A 16,166-nucleotide genomic window follows, 5' to 3' on the forward strand; every position below is an offset into this window, starting at 1 on the left:
GTCAACGGAGTCACTTTCTGCCACAACAATAATATCAGAATTTAAAAAGACTGTCAATCACTTTGTCAACAGTCTGAAGTAGAGAAATCTACTTTTTTTATTCTTTGCGTATTATCTTAATTTTTAGTAGAATAAGCTAGGTGAATAAAATGGATGGAATTATTGTAGTAAATAAACCAACAGGCATGACAAGCCATGATGTTGTGAATAAATTAAGAAGAAAATTAAATACCAAGAAAATAGGACACACAGGGACCCTTGATCCCGATGCTTCAGGTGTTTTAGTTGTTCTTGTAGGAAAAGCATGTAAAGCTCTTCAATTTTTACAAGATACAGACAAAGTATATCGCTCAAGCATTCAACTAGGGTACACTACAAGTACAGATGATGTATTTGGGGAAATCAAGGAACAAAAACAAATTAATCTTGATTTTGATTTTGATAGTGTTTTACAGTCTTTTGAAGGGAAACAAAGACAAAAAGTACCGATGACTTCAAGTAAAAAAGTAAATGGTAAAAAATTATTAGAATATCAAAGACAAGGAATTGAAAATATAGATGTTTTCAATAATGTTGAAATTTATTCAATACATAGTATAAATAAAGACGAATTATCTTTTGAAGTACATTGTTCATCTGGGTGCTATGTTCGCTCTATTTGTAGAGACTTTGGATTAAAGACGAATAATTTAAGTTGCATGAAATCGTTACAACGTACACAAGTTGGTCGTTTTACTATTGATATGGCACAAGATTTAGAAACTATTAATAGTGAAAATGTGATAGTGTATCCTTTAAGTATGATTTTATCGCATATTCCACGAATTGATTATCAACCAATCCAAGATGTCTACAACGGTAAACACATACGCATAGATACAAAATACGATCGTGTATGTATCTATGATTCGAATCCTGTGGCAATTTATGATAGAGACCATAACAATGTTTTTAAATGTGTCAGGGGGTTATTTTAATGCAGGTTGTGTATGTTGATGCTTTTAATATAGAAGAACCATTAAAAGAGAGTTGTGCATGCATTGGCTATTTCGATGGATTTCATCGTGGTCATCAAGTTTTATTAGATACTTGTATTCAACACGCAAAGAAGAAAAATCTAGCCAGTGCTCTTATTACTTTTGATCCAGATCCATGGACGGTATTTAAACACGAAAAACAAAAACATTTAATGACTTTAGATGATAAAATACAATTTGCTCAGAGTTATGGATTTGATATTATGTATATCATTCAATTTTCTCTTTCATTTTCACAATTATCAATACAACAATTTCATGATGTTATTCATAAATTAAATGTGAAATGCCTTGTATGTGGCTTTGACTTTAGATATGGACACAAAAATAGTGGCGATATTCATTCATTACAAGAACAGAGTTTATTTGATGTAACAGTAATTGATAGTGTTAATTTTTCAAACTTAAAAATTTCTACAAGTCGTATAGAGCCACTAATATTAAATGGTGAAATTGAACAAGCAAATGATTTATTAGGATATATTTATTCTATTTCAGGTACTATAGAACATGGATATAAAAGAGGATCTACACTCATTCAAATTCCTACCGCTAATTTAAAAACAAAAGAAGAATATATTATTCCTTGTACAGGAGTCTATGCTGGCTATGTATTAATTGACAAAGTATATTTACCCGCTATGATTAATATAGGATGTAATCCGACTTTCAATAATCAAAATTTGACGATTGAAGCACATATTCTTGATTTTAATCAAGATATCTATGAAAAACACGCTCGTTTCTTCTTTTCTAATCACATTCGAAAGGAAATTAAATTTAATTCAATTGATTCACTAAAAAAACAATTATTAATGGATATTGAAACGACAAAAATTCTTTTAAAAGACGATAAATTGATTAAAAATACAAGAAAATTATTCTAATGTTGACGAAGTATGTTAAAATAAGATAAATGGAAGGTGATTATATGGCACAAGATTATATTGTATTAGAAACTGAAAATGAACTTGGAAAAGTTCAATTAAATAAAACCGTATTTTCATCAATTGCGAAAAATGTTATTGATGAAGAAGAAAATGTTAAATTGGCAGAATCTCGTACATTTAAAAATGGGATTGTTACCAAAATTGAAGATAATTTGCTTACAATTAAAGTATCAATTAAAGTTGATCATAAAGCAAATGTATCTGATGTATGTGCTCAGCTACAAAATAAGATCTTTGAAAGTATTTCTTATATGACTGAATTAAAACCTGATTCAATTGAAATCGAGGTTGTTGGCTTTATATTTTAGGAAATCTTTCGATTTCCTTTTTTTCTAGAAAGGAATTCTATGGCAGTATCATTTAATGATTATTTAGTAATTGGTATTTCTTCACGTGCTCTTTTTAATCTTGAAGAAGAAAATCTCATTTTTGAGCAAAAAGGATTAGATGCATATCGTGAATATCAAATTCAACACGAAAATGATATACTTAAACCAGGTGCTGGCTTTAATTTGGTTAAGAATTTATTGTCAATCAATGACAAGTTGAAGCATAAATATGTTGAGGTCATTGTTATGTCAAGAAATTCAACAGAGACATCTTTACGAATCATGAATTCATTGGATTATTATAACCTTGATATTGGTCGTATGGTTATGTCGGGAGGAGAAAGTGTATCAAAATATTTAAAAGTTTTTGATGTAGACTTATTTCTTTCGTGTGATGAACAAGATGTACAAAGCGCAATTGAGAGTGGCATTGCCAGTGGTATTATTTATTCGCAAGATGTTGCTTATCAACAACAAGAACAAATTCGCATTGCATTTGATGCGGATGCTGTTTTATTTGGAGCAGAATCTGAACAAATATACCAAAAAGAAGGACTTGAAGCTTTCAAACAAAATGAGATTTCAAAGCAAGACGAGGAATTGACAAAAGGGCCAATGGCAAATTTTTTGTTCCGTCTATCTTCTTTACAAAAAGTTTGCCGTAAAGAAAATTTATTACGAACAGCTATCGTAACAGCTCGTGATCGTAATGCAGGAATACGTGTTATAAAAACACTACAAAAATGGAATATTGTTGTAGATGAAATATTCTTTTTACAAGGAGCTAAGAAAAAAGAAGTCTTACAAGCGTTTGGAGCTAATATATTTTTTGATGATCAGGATGTACATGCACGTCCGGCTAGTGAAGTTGTACCAAGTGCAAGGGTACCATATAAAGAAGGAGAAATGAAATGAATCGGCACGAATTAAGAGTTATCGCAATGGAAAGTTTATACCAACATTTATTATTAAATAAAGACATTCGTCAATGTGTATTTGAAAACATGAAGGGATGCAATGAAATTGATGGATATTTATATAGTTTAACAATCGGAACAATTGAAAATAAAGATATCTATGTCAAAAAAATCAATGATTTATTACGTTCTGACTGGTCTTTTGATCGTTTGAGTTTATTAGAACAAGCTATTTTATTAATGTCATTCCAAGAAATTTTGGCAAACGATGCACCTAAAGCAGTTGTTATCAATGAAGCCATTACATTATCTAAAAAATATTGCGATGATAATTCATATAAATTAATTAATGGGGTTTTGGATAGACTATGACACAAGAAATTGTTGTTCCTGTTTCATCCCTTGTTTTAAAAATTAAGAATGTTTTAAATCAAAACATTAATTTATCCAATGTCTGGATACAAGGAGAAATATCTAACTTAACTAAACACCGTTCGGGGCACTATTATTTTTCAATAAAAGATCAGTATAGTGAAATGAGCTGTATCATGTTTAGTAGTTATGTAAGACAACTTAATTTTGAGTTAAAAGAAGGAATGAAAGTTTGTCTGACAGGAACAATCAATGTATATGAACAAAGAGGAAGTCTTCAAATAAATGTGAAATATATAAAGGAAGATGGAATCGGTGCTTTATATCAAGAACTGGAACAAAGAAAACAAAGGTTATATCAACAAGGATATTTTGATTCATCTCATAAAAAAGATAAACCAGAATGGATTGAAAATATCGGTATTATTACCGCAAAACAAGGAGCTGCATTGCAAGACGTTCTTAAAACAATTTCTTTGCGATTTCCAGCTATGAAGGTTACATTATATCCAGCTTATGTACAAGGAAATAATGCACCATCTTCTATAATCCAGGCTTTATTAAAAGCAGATGAAAAAAATCATGATGCCCTTTTATTAGTTCGTGGAGGAGGAAGTTTTGAAGATTTGTTTTGTTTTAATGATGAACAATTAGTTAAAACAATTTATAATCTTAATACTTTTATTGTTTCTGGTATTGGCCATGAAACAGACACCACATTAACTGACTTAGTTTCTGATTACCGTGCTTTAACTCCAACAGCAGCAGCACAATATGTAAGTGTTGATACCAAAGATTTAAGGAAACATTGGAAACAAACAAGAAATGAATTAATAAAAAATATTAATCATCTATTTACTTTAAATAAATCACAATTTCTATCAATAAAAAATCAGCCCTATTTAATTGATCCGCATAGTTACATTACTGATTTAATCATTCAATTAGATTCGTATGAATACGCTTTTTCAAAATTTAAACAAAATATTGATATTGAGCAAATTAATATACAACATAAAAAAGATTCTTTACAATCAAAATTGAAAGAATACTTAGAACAGTGCAAATTAAAGAAAAATCAAGTAAATTTAGAAGAAGCTATTATCAATTATAAACAAACAAATCAACAAGCCTTTGCGAATATAATTTCTTTACTTAATGCTTATAGTCCTTTAAATATTCTGGAACGCGGATATTCACTGACAAAAAAAGATTCCACCATTATTCGAAGCATCAATCAAGTTGAGTGTGGGGATGAACTTGAAATTTTACTTCACAAAGGAAAAATCACTACTAAAGTAGTAAAAAAGGAAGAATAATATGCCAAAAAAATTAAAATTTCAGGAAGCTATGAAGCGTTTAGATGAAATTGTATCACTTTTAAATGGAAACAACCTTGAACTTGAAGATGCGATGTCATTATTTGAAGAAGGTATTAAATTATCCAATCAATGTGATCAACAATTAAAAGAATTTGAATTAAAAATTGATGAATTAATGAAAAATGAGGTGCAAGATGATTCTACAAACTGAATTTGAAGAATACTTATATAAAAAAGTGAACGAAAATACGAAAAGTAAGACAAAAGAAGCAATGTCATATTCATTAATGAATGGCGGAAAAAGAATACGCCCTCAGCTATGTTTTGCCCTTTTAAAAGGATATGGAATCAACCCGGAACTCGGGTTTCCAGCTGCATGTGCAGTAGAAATGATTCATACATATTCTTTAATTCATGATGATTTACCAAGTATGGATAACGACGATTTAAGACGTGGTAAACCAAGTTGTCATAAAGCATTCGATGAGGCAACAGCTATTTTAGCTGGAGATGGATTATTGACAAAGGCATTTGAAGTTATTTTGAACAGTGAATGTGATAATGAACAAAAGGTTAAACTGGTATATTATTTATCATCATATGCTGGTATTGATGGCATGATTTTAGGTCAGGATTTAGATATAAAAGCTGAATTAGAACCAAATCCTTCTTTTGAACAATTACTTGAAATAGATAAATATAAAACCGCAAAATTATTAACTTTACCTATGATTCTGGCAGCTATTCTTGCGAATCATGAAGAAGACATTGAAACATTGAAGAAAATTGGACTTCTTTCAGGTATACAATTCCAAATGCAAGATGATATCTTAGATATTACACAAAGCGAAGCACAATTAGGTAAATCTACTAGTGACACTGAAAACGATAAATTAACTATTGTTTCTTTATTAGGGCTTGAACAAGCAAAACAAATGGTTGAACAATATGATAAACAATTAAGAGATGCGATAAATTGTTTACACTGTGATACAAAATACTTAGAAGAAATATTTGACTTTTTACTTAATCGTACATACTAAATGGAGGTGAATACCATGCGCGTTTATGATATAAAATCACCCGCAGATATAAAGAATATGTCTATCGAAGAATTAAACATTCTTTGTGAAGATATTCGAAAATTTTTGATTGACTCCATTTCTAAAACAGGAGGACATTTATCAAGTAATTTAGGTGTTGTCGAGTTAACAGTAGCTCTTCACTATGTCTTTAATGCACCTAAAGATAAAATCATATTTGATGTAGGCCATCAATGTTACACTCATAAAATTTTAACGGGTCGTTCACCTTATTTTTCGACATTACGTAAAAAAGATGGATTATCTGGCTTTCAAAAAAGAAATGAAAGTGAATACGATTGTTGGGAAGCTGGTCACTCTTCTACATCTCTTTCAGCAGCTCTAGGTTTTGCATGTGCAAGAGATCTACAAAAACAAGATTATGAAATTATACCGGTTATTGGTGATGGAGCCTTGTGTTCTGGAATGTCGATGGAGGCATTGAATGATATAGGAACACAACAGAAAAAAATCATTATCATTTTTAATGACAATAATATGTCAATTTCTAAGAATCATAGTGTCATTGAACAAAAAATCACAGATTTAAGAACAAGTCATTTTTATCAAACAATGAAAAGTGATGTTAAAAAGAATTTAAAAGATAGTTATTTAGGAGCTTCTTTATTAAAGTCTATGACGAATTTAAGAGATCATATTCGTGATGAAATGATTAATGCACCATTATTTGAAAACTTTAATATTAATTACATGGGTCCTGTTGATGGTCATGATTTACATACTTTAATCAAAACATTTCAGGCAGCTAAAAATTCAGATGGGCCCATTGTCATCCATGTAGTCACAAAAAAAGGAAAAGGATACAGCTATGCGGAAGAAGATGAAATTGGAAAATGGCATGGAGTTTCTCCTTTTGATGTTACAACAGGACATTCTTTAATGCGTACGCCTAAAGACGAACTAACATGGTCAGAAATTATTTCTAGAACTTTGGTTGATTTAGCACGACAAGATAAAAAAATTGTTGCGATTACTCCTGCCATGGCTAACGGAAGTAAGCTTTTAGAATTTCAAAAAAAATATCCAGATCGTTTTTTTGATTGTGGAATTGCTGAAGATCACGCAATAACTATGGCAAGTGCTATGGCCCAAGCGGGATTAAAGCCATTTGTTAGTATTTATTCATCCTTTCTTCAAAGAGCATACGATCAAATCAATCACGACATGGCAAGAATGAATCTTCCTGTTGTTGTTGGCGTTGATCGCGCTGGTTTAGTAGGAGATGATGGTGAAACACATCAAGGTGTATTTGATATTTCATTTTTAAGAAGTATACCTAACGTAATATTGTCACAGCCAAAAGATGCATGTGAAGCACAAAATCTAGTTTATAGTGCATTTATAGAAAAGAAACCATATTTCATTCGTTATCCACGTGGCTATGAAAAATATCAAAAAGTAAAAGAATACGAATATATTAAACCTGGAACTTGGACTACATATACAGTTGGAAATAATCCTGAATGTATAGTGATTTGTTATGGTCCTGAAGTGGATAAAGTAATAGAAAAAGCAACCATCAATGATATTTCTATGATTGTTGTGAATGCTCGCTTCTTTAAACCAATTGATACAGAATGTTTAGATAAACTATTTAAAACAAATTTAAAAATTCATATTTATGAAACGGATTGTAAAATTGGTTCTTTATCAAGTGCTATATTGGAATACCATAACAAAGAATTTGATATTCTAGGTATTGAAGATCATTTTGTTCCACAAGGATCTATTCGTTCTTTAAGAATAGAAGAAAACATACATATTAATGCATTATTTGAGCATATAAGTGAGGATTCAAATGAGACTAGATAAAGCTTGTATGGAACAAATTAGTTCCCGAAGTAAGGCCCAAGACTTGATTAAAGAAGGATACGTATTCGTGAATGGGAAATGCATCACAAAACCTTCTTTTGATGTCAATGAACTTGATAAAATAGAGATACAAGCCAAAGAAGATGACTATGTTTCTCGTGCTGCTTATAAATTAAAAGCAGCTTTTGATGAATTTAACTTTTCAGTTGAAAATCAAGTTGTATTAGATATTGGTGCAAGTACAGGTGGCTTTACTGATTTATGCTTACAAAAAGGAGCAAAAAAAGTATATGCCCTTGATGTAGGACACTTACAATTAGCTGAAAAACTAGACCAAGATTCTCGTGTAGTGAAGATGGAAGGCTACAATGCGAGAAATTTAACACGTGAATGGTTTGAAGATGACATTGATTTTATATGTATGGATGTTAGTTTCATTAGTGCTAAGACAATTTTAAGTGCTGTTTTTTCAAATCTAAATGTATCTCACATGGCTATTCTAATAAAACCGCAGTTTGAATGTGGTCCCCAATATTTAAATAAGCAAGGTGTATTAAAAGATAAAAAAATACAGCAAAAAGTTGTGGAAGATGTGGAACAATTTGTTTTTACTAACTATGCCTATATTCGTATGATTCCTTGTCCAATAAAAGGAAGAAACGGAAATCAGGAATTTATTTTATATGCAAAGGAAAGGAGAACACATGATTGAACAATTAATGGTCAAAGACTATATATTATTTGATTATGCTTTACTAGATTTTTCATCTGGAATGAGTGTTATTACAGGTGAAACAGGAGCTGGTAAAAGTTTGTTAATTGATGCAATTTCTTATTTATGTGGAGAAAGAGCTGGCAATAATATCATTCGTAAAGGAAAAGAAAAATGTGTTCTTCAAATTGTGTTTTCTAGACCTGACAAAACAATTTGTGATCAATTAGAAGAAGATGGCTTTGAAATTGACGATAATCTAATTGTGACACGTACCATTCATGCCAATGGAAAATCCACTGTCAAATTAAATATGATGAATACCACCTTAAGTTATATACGTAAATTAATGTATCAACTTATGGATATTCACTCGCAAATGGACACATATAAAATAATGGATGAAGAAACACAACTATCTTTATTAGACCAATATGCCAATACAAAATCCATAAAAAATAAAGTAGAACAAGCTTATCAACAATATGCCTTGGATTTAAAAAACTTTGAAAAAGCGAAAAATGAAACATATTCCGATGATGAATTGGATTATGTGACAGCGTGTATTAATGAAATTCAACAAGCGGATATTCAAGAAAACGAACTAGAAGAACTTCAAAATAAAATTAAAGAAGCTTCCAACTATCAAAAAAATCTAGAGGATGTAAGTCAAGCTATTTATATTTTAGATAAAGAAAATGGTGTATTAGAACAAGTGTATAGTCTTCATAAAATCGTTCAAAAAAATGATAATATCCATATTGATATTCAAAATGAATATTATCAATTAGATGCGATTTGTGATGAATTAAAAAAATATAAAGATCAACTTCAAAATGAAAATTATGATTTAGATCAACTTCAAGAACGAGAATATAAAATCAAAAAACTATTTAGAAAATATGGTGGTAATTATCATAATATGATGGAAACACTATCTAAATATTTAAATAAAGTGGATTTGATTTTACATCGACAAGATGTATTTGAAAAACTTGAAAAGAAAGTCGTTCAATCAAAAAAAATATATGATCAATATGCACTTGAACTTCATAATCAAAGAATCAATAAAATTGATGAATTATGCCATGAAGTAGAGAAACACTGTCATGATTTAATGTTAGAGCATGCTCGTTTTAAAATTGACGTTCAAGCAAAACAACCATCAAAAAATGGGATTGATAAAATTGAATTTATGGCAAGTATGAACCCTGGCCAACCGTTCTCTTCTTTAAAGAAGAGTGCTTCTGGTGGGGAACTTTCTCGTTTTATGTTAGCACTAAAAGTTGTATTTCAATCTGAAAGTCACATTGAAACAATCATTTTTGATGAAATTGATACTGGTGTTTCTGGTAAAGTAGCCTTAGCCATGGGCCATAAAATGCATTTATTATCAGAAAATTACCAAATACTGTGTATAACACATTTATCGAGTGTAGCTTGTTGGGCCGATCATCATTTCTGTGTTACAAAAGAAAGTAGTGAAAATTCTACTTGTACTCATGTTGATGAATTAAATGAATCAGAAAGCATTCGTGAACTTGCGATTATGGCAACTGGTAATGATAGTAAAGAAGCAATTGATAGTGCCAAAGAATTAAAAAAGAGAGTACATAATGGGTAGAGTTTTATTTCATATCGATATCAATGCGTTTTTTGCTTCAGCAGAAGAACTTAGACATCCTGAATACAAAGATAAACCTTTGGCAATTGGTTCGAATCATAAACGTTCTGTTATTTCAACCGCTAATTACGTGGCCAGAGAAAAAGGCGTTCAAAGTGCTATGCCCGTCTATATGGCACTTGAAAAATGTCCAGATTTAATTTTAGTTCCTGGCGATTATAATTACTATCGCATGTTGTCCAATAAATTTTTTAGTTATCTTAAGCGCTATACCCATCAAATTGAACCCGCTAGCATCGATGAATGTTATATGGATGTAACAGAAATTATCAAACAATATAAAAGACCTCTTGATCTTGCGTATCAAATCCAACACGGAATCTATGTCGAGACAGGATTAAATGTATCGATTGGTGTTGCCCCTAATCGATTCTTAGCCAAAATGGCTAGTGATATGCGTAAACCTGCTGGTATAACAATTTTGAGAATTGCTGAAATTCCAAGTAAATTGTGGCCTTTAAAAATTGAAAACATGCACGGGATAGGTAAAAAAACGATTCCTGAATTAAAAAAATTAGGAATTGAAACAATAGGTGATTTTGCCAATCCCGATAATGAAGAAAAAATATTACGACTTATGAAAAACAGTGGCTATGCTTTAATACAAAAAGCAAGAGGACATAGTTCAAGTCAACTTCATTATTCTTCTACTCAAAAAAGTTGTTCTGTTTCAAAAACATATACAACTAATTTTTATTCTTTAAATGAGGCCTTTGATAAAGCTAGAGATTTATCAAATGAATTAAGTAGAAGACTTAAACAAGATAATCAGAAAGGTTTATTAATTTCTGTTTCACTTCGTGATAGTAATTTTCATACTATTGTTAGAAGTTGTCCTTTAACAACATATACAAATCAATATCAAACAATATATGACACCGTACAATCGATAATTGAAAATAACTTTGAGCCTATTGGTTATCGTTTTATGGCTATTACTATGGGTTCTTTACAAAATGCAGATAAGATTATTGACCAAGTCAATTTATTTGAAGCACCTGTACAAAATTCGCAAACAATCATAAATCAATTAAATGAGTCATTTCATTCCAATGTTTTCTTTAAAGCATCTGATTTATTAAAAAAGGAGTCCAAATGAAAGAATATACATTAGATTATATTGTTGATCCGAATTGTAAATTGTATCAAGATAAAAATATGTTTCGCATGAATATCGATACGAAGTTATTAGCTCAATTTATAAAAGTAAAAAAGGATGATAACATATTAGACATAGGTACCAACAATGGTGCTTTATTAGTCTACTTAGATCAATTTGATATTCACTCATTAACAGGAGTAGAAATTTTACCTGAGGCATGTCAAATAGCTCAAAAAAATGCTGATACTTTTATTAAACATCCTTGTTCTATTGTTTGTAGTGATATTAAAGAATTTCAATCAGATTTATTTGATGTCATCATAAGCAATCCACCTTTTTTTCCAATTAATGAAACCAATCCCAATACCGTTTTAGATAATCGACAATTAGGTAGAATTGAAAAGAATTTAACTCTTAATGAATTAGTAGAACAAGCTAATCGTTTACTTAAATCAAAGGGGCGTTTTTATTTTGTACATCGTTGTGATCGCTTAAATGAAATTACACAATGTTTACATAAATATAACTTTTCTGTAAAGACACTTCAAATTGCGTATCATACACAATCTCAAGAAGCTAAATCCATTTGTATAGAGGCTATAAAAGATGCGAACTGTAAATGTTGCATACTACCACCAAAATGGATTTAGTGTTAAAATAGATTAGATGAATTGTAGAGAAGCATTAAATGATTATAAAATCAATTTAGCAGTAATTGAAAATAAAGCACAGAAGACAATTGAAGCTTATATGCATGATCTTGATGAATATTTATCTTTTATGGAACATAAAAACATTACCAATATGGAAGATATCAATATAACTAAGGTAGATTTTTTCTTTAATGAATTCTGTAAAAGTCATAAAACATCATCTTGTAATCGAATGTTGGCATCAATTAAATCATTTCATCGTTTTACTACTTTAAATCATCCAGATATAAACAATCCTGTTTTATATTTTCATAGTTTTAATACGAATAAACATTTACCTACGTACCTTGATTTTGAAGATGTCTATAAACTGTTGGAATCTTTTGATTCAAGTGATCAAGGTATATTTCAAAAAACATTGATTGAAACACTTTATAGTTGTGGTTTGCGTGTTTCAGAATTATGTGATTTGAAATTAAATGATGTCCACCTACACGAAAAAATTTGTAAAATCAAGGGAAAAGGTGGAAAAGAAAGAATTGTTCCTATAGCTTCGAATTGCATTGATCAAATGAATCAATACATTTCTTTAGTCCGAAAGCAATGGGATAAGCAAAATAGTCCTTATTTCTTTGTTAATCAATTAAATCATCCTGTAAATAGACAATATGTTCATCAATTGATTAAGAGAAAAGTAAAAGAACTAGCTTTAAATCCTGATATTTCTTGTCATTCGCTTCGTCATAGCTTTGCGACACATTTATTAAATGGAAATGCAGATTTAAGAGTCGTTCAAGAATTATTAGGGCATAGTGATATTCAAACCACACAAATATATACGCACATTCAAAATAAACGATTGACGGATGTATATGATACATATTTTCCAGATATGGATAAGGAGGAAGAAAAATGAGTTGTGAAGGATGTCCAAGTAAAGGAAATTGTTCTAAAGACAAAAATAGTTGTGGGATTACTCAAAATCCTAAAAATAAAATTAAACACATTATCGCTGTTATGTCAGGAAAAGGTGGGGTTGGAAAATCGACTATTACTGTTTTAATGGCTAAACAAATGGCAAGAAAAGGCTTAAAAGTTGGAATCATGGATGCCGATATTACAGGACCAAGTATTCCTCGTTTATTAAATATAGAAAACGGGCAAGCCTATGCTACGGCTCAAAATGAAGTCATTCCTGTTGAATCAAAAGAAGGAATCAAAGTTATGTCACTTAATTTCATGCTTCCAAATGAAAGCGATCCTGTTATTTGGAGGGGACCTGTTATTGCTGGTGTTGTTAAGCAATTTTATACGGATGTTTTATGGCAAGAATTAGATGTATTATTAATTGATATGCCACCAGGAACTGGTGATGTTCCATTAACAATTATGCAATCTTTACCAGTGCAAGGAATTTTAATGATTTCTACACCACAGCCAATGGTTTCTATGATTGTTTCAAAAGCCGTTCATATGTGTGAACAAATGAAAGTAAAAGTTTTAGGTGTAATTGAAAATATGGCTTATTTAGAATGTCCAAATTGTCATGAAAGAATTGAATTCTATGACAATGATCAACTTAACGAATTCTTTAACGAAACAAACTTAAAATGTTATGCGACATTACCAATGGTTGATTTAATTCGCGATATTAATAAATACGAATCTTATCAAGATAATCAAAAGGAAATCGTTAATCAATATTTAGATCAAGCTTGTCAAGATATTTTAAATGACTTATAAAATTATCCGCAAAAAAAATCAAAAACGAATTATCATAAAAATTAAAAAACAACAAGTCATTGTAACGGCTCCTTTTTCTGTTTCAAATAAAACAATAACTGAGTTCGTTGAATCAAAAAAAGATTGGATCAATAATTGTTTGAAACAAGAAAGAATTTTAAAAGATCATGATATTCTACATATTTATGGACAAGCTTACTTACTTTGTCAAGATTCAGAAAATTACATATTAGATAATGAAATTCATTTTAAAGATCAAAAAGGATTTGAAACGTCTCTAATTGAATTAGCTAGTCCATATTTAATACGTCGTTTTCTTGAAATTGAAAATAAGTTAAATTTTTCAAATATTCAATTAAATATTAAATGTTTTCAATCAAAATGGGGAAGTTGTAACTATGTAAAAAAAGAAATAAAATTAAATGCGTATTTGCTTCTATTTCCAAAAGAATTTATAGATTATGTTATCATTCATGAATTTGTTCATTTACTTGTTCCTAATCATTCATCTTCCTTTTATAATCAATTAGAAAAATGGATGCCAAATTATAAGGTAATTGATAAAAAATATCAAATTCCACAGCTTGTGATTCATAATTCGTTACCAAAGGTCTGAAAGGACCTTTTTTCTTTATCTAGCATTTTTAAAAAAATTGTCATTTATAAACATTACTGATATTATATTAAAGTTCAGGTGAATATTTCTTAATAAGGAAGCAAGTGAAAATCTTGGACTGTCCCAGCAGCTGTGATGAGGATGAAATCAAATTATGCCATTTATTTATAGAGAAGGCTTGAAAGTAAAGTGAATCTAAGTCAGAAGACTTGCCTGTTCTTGATAGGAGGAACTATTTTTTGATGATTATTTGTACTGGTGATATTGATAATTAGCCAAAAAATAGAAGAAAACATGAAAAAACAAAACAAAATTATTCTTACTGTGGCTCTTTTGCTTGTATTGTTAGCCGGAATTTTTATTCCTAAACAATTATCAAAATCAAGCAATGATGGTGTAATTGATGTTGTCGTTGAGCAAGTGGATCATTCAATTGTATGTGAAAAAGAAGTCCCATTTAAAGAAGAACAAACTTGTCCAGAAGTCATTAAAGAAAACTTTGATAATGTTGTGATTGAAAATGGAATGATCATGAGTATTGAAACATTAACAACACCCGATGATTGGTCAGAATTTATTTCTATTTATGTTGATGATGAAATGAGTGAAGTAGGAATAGAAGAAATTAAATTACAAGACGGAATGAAAATTTCTTTTGTCATGACTGAATATGAATACTAGAAAATTAGTTATATTGGCATTTTTAAGTGCTATTTTAACAGTACAAGAAGAAGTATTATCTTTTCTTCCCAATATACAACTTACTTTTTTTCTTCTTGTTTTATATGCTAAGAAATTAAATTTTTCTGATACTTTGTTCGTTATTACTTTACATGTTCTCTTTGATAATTTATTTGTTGGTAGCTTTAATTTAGTTTATACACCTATTATGTGGATTGGATATAGTTTTATCCCTATATTATCAAATACCATATTTAAAATAATTAATACACCCTTTAAATTAGCTATTACAGGTGTATTATATAGTCTATTGTATTGCTGGACATTTGTATTAGGATCTGTATTCATTATGAATGTACCTTTTATGTCTTATTTTATAGCGGATTTACCATTTGAACTAATATTATCAATTTGCACATTTTTATCGATTTTGTGGTTATATGAACCATGTGCTAAATTATTTGATAGGCTCCTGTGAGTCTATCTTTTTTATTAATGGATTTAAAATGAATTTAAAAAAGCTATGAAACCATTGTTGATTACCAAAAAAATGAACAAGTTTAGGCGAAATAAAATAATACGCTTTGATGAAACATTTTCCTATAAAGTGTTGTTTCAAAACATTATCTCTAAACTTACGAAGAGTCCATACTTCATCGCTATCATATCCATAAACACAAGTCGCAATATAACATCCTTCACTTGAATTCGATGTTGTAGAACGTCCGAATCCTTCATTATATGTCGTACCCACTTTTTTACCTTTTTTATCATAATGAGTAGAACCAGAAAGAGTATTAACTGTAGAAGATCCTACATATCTTCCATTTTTATCATAATGTTTGAACCACCTAAAGTGGTAGTTTTCGTTGTCCCCACTTTTTTACTTCTCTGGTCATAATGAGTATAACTACCAAAACCATTATTACGAGTTGTGCCTACTTTTTTTCCATGAGAATCATAATGAACTGTTTTTCCGAAACCTTCATTACGAGAGTGAATATTATTTTTTTTATTTGCCATACAAATTTATCCTATTTATTAAGTATAGTTCTATTTTGACACAAATACTTTTTTTTGTATAATACATTAGAAAATTAATACACCAATGTTGATAAAAAACACCAATCGAA

At 29.8% G+C, this 16,166-nt stretch carries 20 protein-coding genes and 1 riboswitch; of the genes, 18 read left to right on the forward strand and 2 right to left on the reverse strand.

Annotation, left to right across the window (positions count from 1 at the left end; all coding sequences use genetic code 11):
* Positions 1 to 149: 149 nt before the first annotated feature.
* The 18 genes from truB (at position 150) to ACI313_RS01360 (ending at position 15,511) form a co-directional block, all read left to right on the forward strand.
* Entirely contained in the window at positions 150 to 977 is an 828-nt protein-coding gene (gene truB, locus ACI313_RS01275) for a tRNA pseudouridine(55) synthase TruB (protein ID WP_439755091.1), read from the forward strand.
* Positions 977 to 1,924 (forward strand): bifunctional riboflavin kinase/FAD synthetase, encoded by a 948-nt coding sequence (locus ACI313_RS01280; protein WP_320607574.1) that lies wholly within the window; start codon positions 977 to 979, stop codon positions 1,922 to 1,924. The genes truB and ACI313_RS01280 overlap by 1 nt, the downstream gene beginning before the upstream one ends.
* A 44-nt stretch (positions 1,925 to 1,968) precedes the next feature.
* Positions 1,969 to 2,295, forward strand: a complete 327-nt coding sequence (locus ACI313_RS01285) for an Asp23/Gls24 family envelope stress response protein (RefSeq protein ID WP_320607573.1) — start codon at positions 1,969 to 1,971, stop codon at positions 2,293 to 2,295.
* Between the two features lie 39 nt (positions 2,296 to 2,334).
* Entirely contained in the window at positions 2,335 to 3,231 is an 897-nt protein-coding gene (locus ACI313_RS01290) for a 5'-nucleotidase (protein ID WP_320607572.1), read from the forward strand.
* Positions 3,228 to 3,605, forward strand: coding sequence for a transcription antitermination factor NusB (nusB, locus tag ACI313_RS01295; protein WP_320607571.1), 378 nt, complete (start codon positions 3,228 to 3,230; stop codon positions 3,603 to 3,605). Before ACI313_RS01290 ends, nusB begins: the two co-directional genes overlap by 4 nt.
* On the forward strand, positions 3,602 to 4,924 hold the full coding sequence (gene xseA / locus ACI313_RS01300; protein ID WP_439755092.1) for an exodeoxyribonuclease VII large subunit: 1,323 nt from the start codon (positions 3,602 to 3,604) through the stop codon (positions 4,922 to 4,924). Before nusB ends, xseA begins: the two co-directional genes overlap by 4 nt.
* Before the next feature lies 1 nt (position 4,925).
* Entirely contained in the window at positions 4,926 to 5,138 is a 213-nt protein-coding gene (gene xseB, locus ACI313_RS01305) for an exodeoxyribonuclease VII small subunit (protein ID WP_320607569.1), read from the forward strand.
* Positions 5,122 to 5,970 (forward strand): polyprenyl synthetase family protein, encoded by an 849-nt coding sequence (locus ACI313_RS01310; protein ID WP_320607568.1) that lies wholly within the window; start codon positions 5,122 to 5,124, stop codon positions 5,968 to 5,970. The genes xseB and ACI313_RS01310 overlap by 17 nt, the downstream gene beginning before the upstream one ends.
* A 15-nt stretch (positions 5,971 to 5,985) precedes the next feature.
* Positions 5,986 to 7,842 (forward strand): 1-deoxy-D-xylulose-5-phosphate synthase, encoded by a 1,857-nt coding sequence (gene dxs, locus ACI313_RS01315; protein ID WP_320607567.1) that lies wholly within the window; start codon positions 5,986 to 5,988, stop codon positions 7,840 to 7,842.
* Positions 7,829 to 8,554: a TlyA family RNA methyltransferase gene (locus ACI313_RS01320; RefSeq protein ID WP_439755093.1), complete on the forward strand. Its 726-nt coding sequence runs from the start codon at positions 7,829 to 7,831 to the stop codon at positions 8,552 to 8,554. The genes dxs and ACI313_RS01320 overlap by 14 nt, the downstream gene beginning before the upstream one ends.
* Complete coding sequence (recN, locus tag ACI313_RS01325) at positions 8,547 to 10,178, forward strand: DNA repair protein RecN (protein WP_439755094.1); 1,632 nt, start codon at positions 8,547 to 8,549, stop codon at positions 10,176 to 10,178. The genes ACI313_RS01320 and recN overlap by 8 nt, the downstream gene beginning before the upstream one ends.
* Positions 10,171 to 11,337: a DNA polymerase IV gene (dinB, locus tag ACI313_RS01330; RefSeq protein WP_320607564.1), complete on the forward strand. Its 1,167-nt coding sequence runs from the start codon at positions 10,171 to 10,173 to the stop codon at positions 11,335 to 11,337. Before recN ends, dinB begins: the two co-directional genes overlap by 8 nt.
* Positions 11,334 to 11,990 carry a tRNA1(Val) (adenine(37)-N6)-methyltransferase gene (locus ACI313_RS01335; protein ID WP_320607563.1) on the forward strand — a complete coding sequence of 219 codons (657 nt, stop codon included), beginning with the start codon at positions 11,334 to 11,336 and terminating at the stop codon, positions 11,988 to 11,990. Before dinB ends, ACI313_RS01335 begins: the two co-directional genes overlap by 4 nt.
* A 16-nt stretch (positions 11,991 to 12,006) precedes the next feature.
* Positions 12,007 to 12,909, forward strand: a complete 903-nt coding sequence (locus ACI313_RS01340; protein ID WP_439755095.1) for a tyrosine-type recombinase/integrase — start codon at positions 12,007 to 12,009, stop codon at positions 12,907 to 12,909.
* Entirely contained in the window at positions 12,906 to 13,736 is an 831-nt protein-coding gene (locus tag ACI313_RS01345; protein WP_439755096.1) for an Mrp/NBP35 family ATP-binding protein, read from the forward strand. The genes ACI313_RS01340 and ACI313_RS01345 overlap by 4 nt, the downstream gene beginning before the upstream one ends.
* Complete coding sequence (locus tag ACI313_RS01350; RefSeq protein WP_320607560.1) at positions 13,726 to 14,352, forward strand: M48 family metallopeptidase; 627 nt, start codon at positions 13,726 to 13,728, stop codon at positions 14,350 to 14,352. The genes ACI313_RS01345 and ACI313_RS01350 overlap by 11 nt, the downstream gene beginning before the upstream one ends.
* Before the next feature lie 59 nt (positions 14,353 to 14,411).
* Positions 14,412 to 14,583: riboswitch (cobalamin riboswitch) on the forward strand.
* A gap of 63 nt (positions 14,584 to 14,646) precedes the next feature.
* Positions 14,647 to 15,033 (forward strand): DUF4430 domain-containing protein, encoded by a 387-nt coding sequence (locus tag ACI313_RS01355; RefSeq protein WP_439755097.1) that lies wholly within the window; start codon positions 14,647 to 14,649, stop codon positions 15,031 to 15,033.
* Positions 15,023 to 15,511 (forward strand): hypothetical protein, encoded by a 489-nt coding sequence (locus tag ACI313_RS01360; RefSeq protein WP_439755098.1) that lies wholly within the window; start codon positions 15,023 to 15,025, stop codon positions 15,509 to 15,511. Before ACI313_RS01355 ends, ACI313_RS01360 begins: the two co-directional genes overlap by 11 nt.
* Here ACI313_RS01360 and ACI313_RS01365 read toward each other — a convergent pair.
* Together ACI313_RS01365 and ACI313_RS01370 are read right to left on the reverse strand one after the other, a co-directional pair.
* Positions 15,491 to 15,787, reverse strand: a complete 297-nt coding sequence (locus tag ACI313_RS01365) for a CFI-box-CTERM domain-containing protein (protein WP_439755099.1) — start codon at positions 15,785 to 15,787, stop codon at positions 15,491 to 15,493. The two genes, ACI313_RS01360 and ACI313_RS01365, sit on opposite strands and share 21 nt — an antisense overlap.
* 59 nt (positions 15,788 to 15,846) lie before the next feature.
* Entirely contained in the window at positions 15,847 to 16,056 is a 210-nt protein-coding gene (locus tag ACI313_RS01370) for a hypothetical protein (RefSeq protein ID WP_439755100.1), read from the reverse strand.
* Between the last annotated feature and the right edge of the window lie 110 nt (positions 16,057 to 16,166).

Source organism: Floccifex sp., assembly GCF_051873495.1.
In the GTDB taxonomy this organism is placed as follows: domain Bacteria; phylum Bacillota_I; class Bacilli_A; order Erysipelotrichales; family Erysipelotrichaceae; genus Floccifex.

Coding starts and splice junctions, on each gene's coding strand:
- truB (WP_439755091.1), top strand. CDS start 150: ATGGATGGAATTATTGTAGTAAATAAACCAACAGGCATGACAAGCCAT.
- ACI313_RS01280 (WP_320607574.1), top strand. CDS start 977: ATGCAGGTTGTGTATGTTGATGCTTTTAATATAGAAGAACCATTAAAA.
- ACI313_RS01285 (WP_320607573.1), top strand. CDS start 1,969: ATGGCACAAGATTATATTGTATTAGAAACTGAAAATGAACTTGGAAAA.
- ACI313_RS01290 (WP_320607572.1), top strand. CDS start 2,335: ATGGCAGTATCATTTAATGATTATTTAGTAATTGGTATTTCTTCACGT.
- nusB (WP_320607571.1), top strand. CDS start 3,228: ATGAATCGGCACGAATTAAGAGTTATCGCAATGGAAAGTTTATACCAA.
- xseA (WP_439755092.1), top strand. CDS start 3,602: ATGACACAAGAAATTGTTGTTCCTGTTTCATCCCTTGTTTTAAAAATT.
- xseB (WP_320607569.1), top strand. CDS start 4,926: ATGCCAAAAAAATTAAAATTTCAGGAAGCTATGAAGCGTTTAGATGAA.
- ACI313_RS01310 (WP_320607568.1), top strand. CDS start 5,122: ATGATTCTACAAACTGAATTTGAAGAATACTTATATAAAAAAGTGAAC.
- dxs (WP_320607567.1), top strand. CDS start 5,986: ATGCGCGTTTATGATATAAAATCACCCGCAGATATAAAGAATATGTCT.
- ACI313_RS01320 (WP_439755093.1), top strand. CDS start 7,829: ATGAGACTAGATAAAGCTTGTATGGAACAAATTAGTTCCCGAAGTAAG.
- recN (WP_439755094.1), top strand. CDS start 8,547: ATGATTGAACAATTAATGGTCAAAGACTATATATTATTTGATTATGCT.
- dinB (WP_320607564.1), top strand. CDS start 10,171: ATGGGTAGAGTTTTATTTCATATCGATATCAATGCGTTTTTTGCTTCA.
- ACI313_RS01335 (WP_320607563.1), top strand. CDS start 11,334: ATGAAAGAATATACATTAGATTATATTGTTGATCCGAATTGTAAATTG.
- ACI313_RS01340 (WP_439755095.1), top strand. CDS start 12,007: ATGAATTGTAGAGAAGCATTAAATGATTATAAAATCAATTTAGCAGTA.
- ACI313_RS01345 (WP_439755096.1), top strand. CDS start 12,906: ATGAGTTGTGAAGGATGTCCAAGTAAAGGAAATTGTTCTAAAGACAAA.
- ACI313_RS01350 (WP_320607560.1), top strand. CDS start 13,726: ATGACTTATAAAATTATCCGCAAAAAAAATCAAAAACGAATTATCATA.
- ACI313_RS01355 (WP_439755097.1), top strand. CDS start 14,647: ATGAAAAAACAAAACAAAATTATTCTTACTGTGGCTCTTTTGCTTGTA.
- ACI313_RS01360 (WP_439755098.1), top strand. CDS start 15,023: ATGAATACTAGAAAATTAGTTATATTGGCATTTTTAAGTGCTATTTTA.
- ACI313_RS01370 (WP_439755100.1), bottom strand. CDS start 16,056: ATGGCAAATAAAAAAAATAATATTCACTCTCGTAATGAAGGTTTCGGA.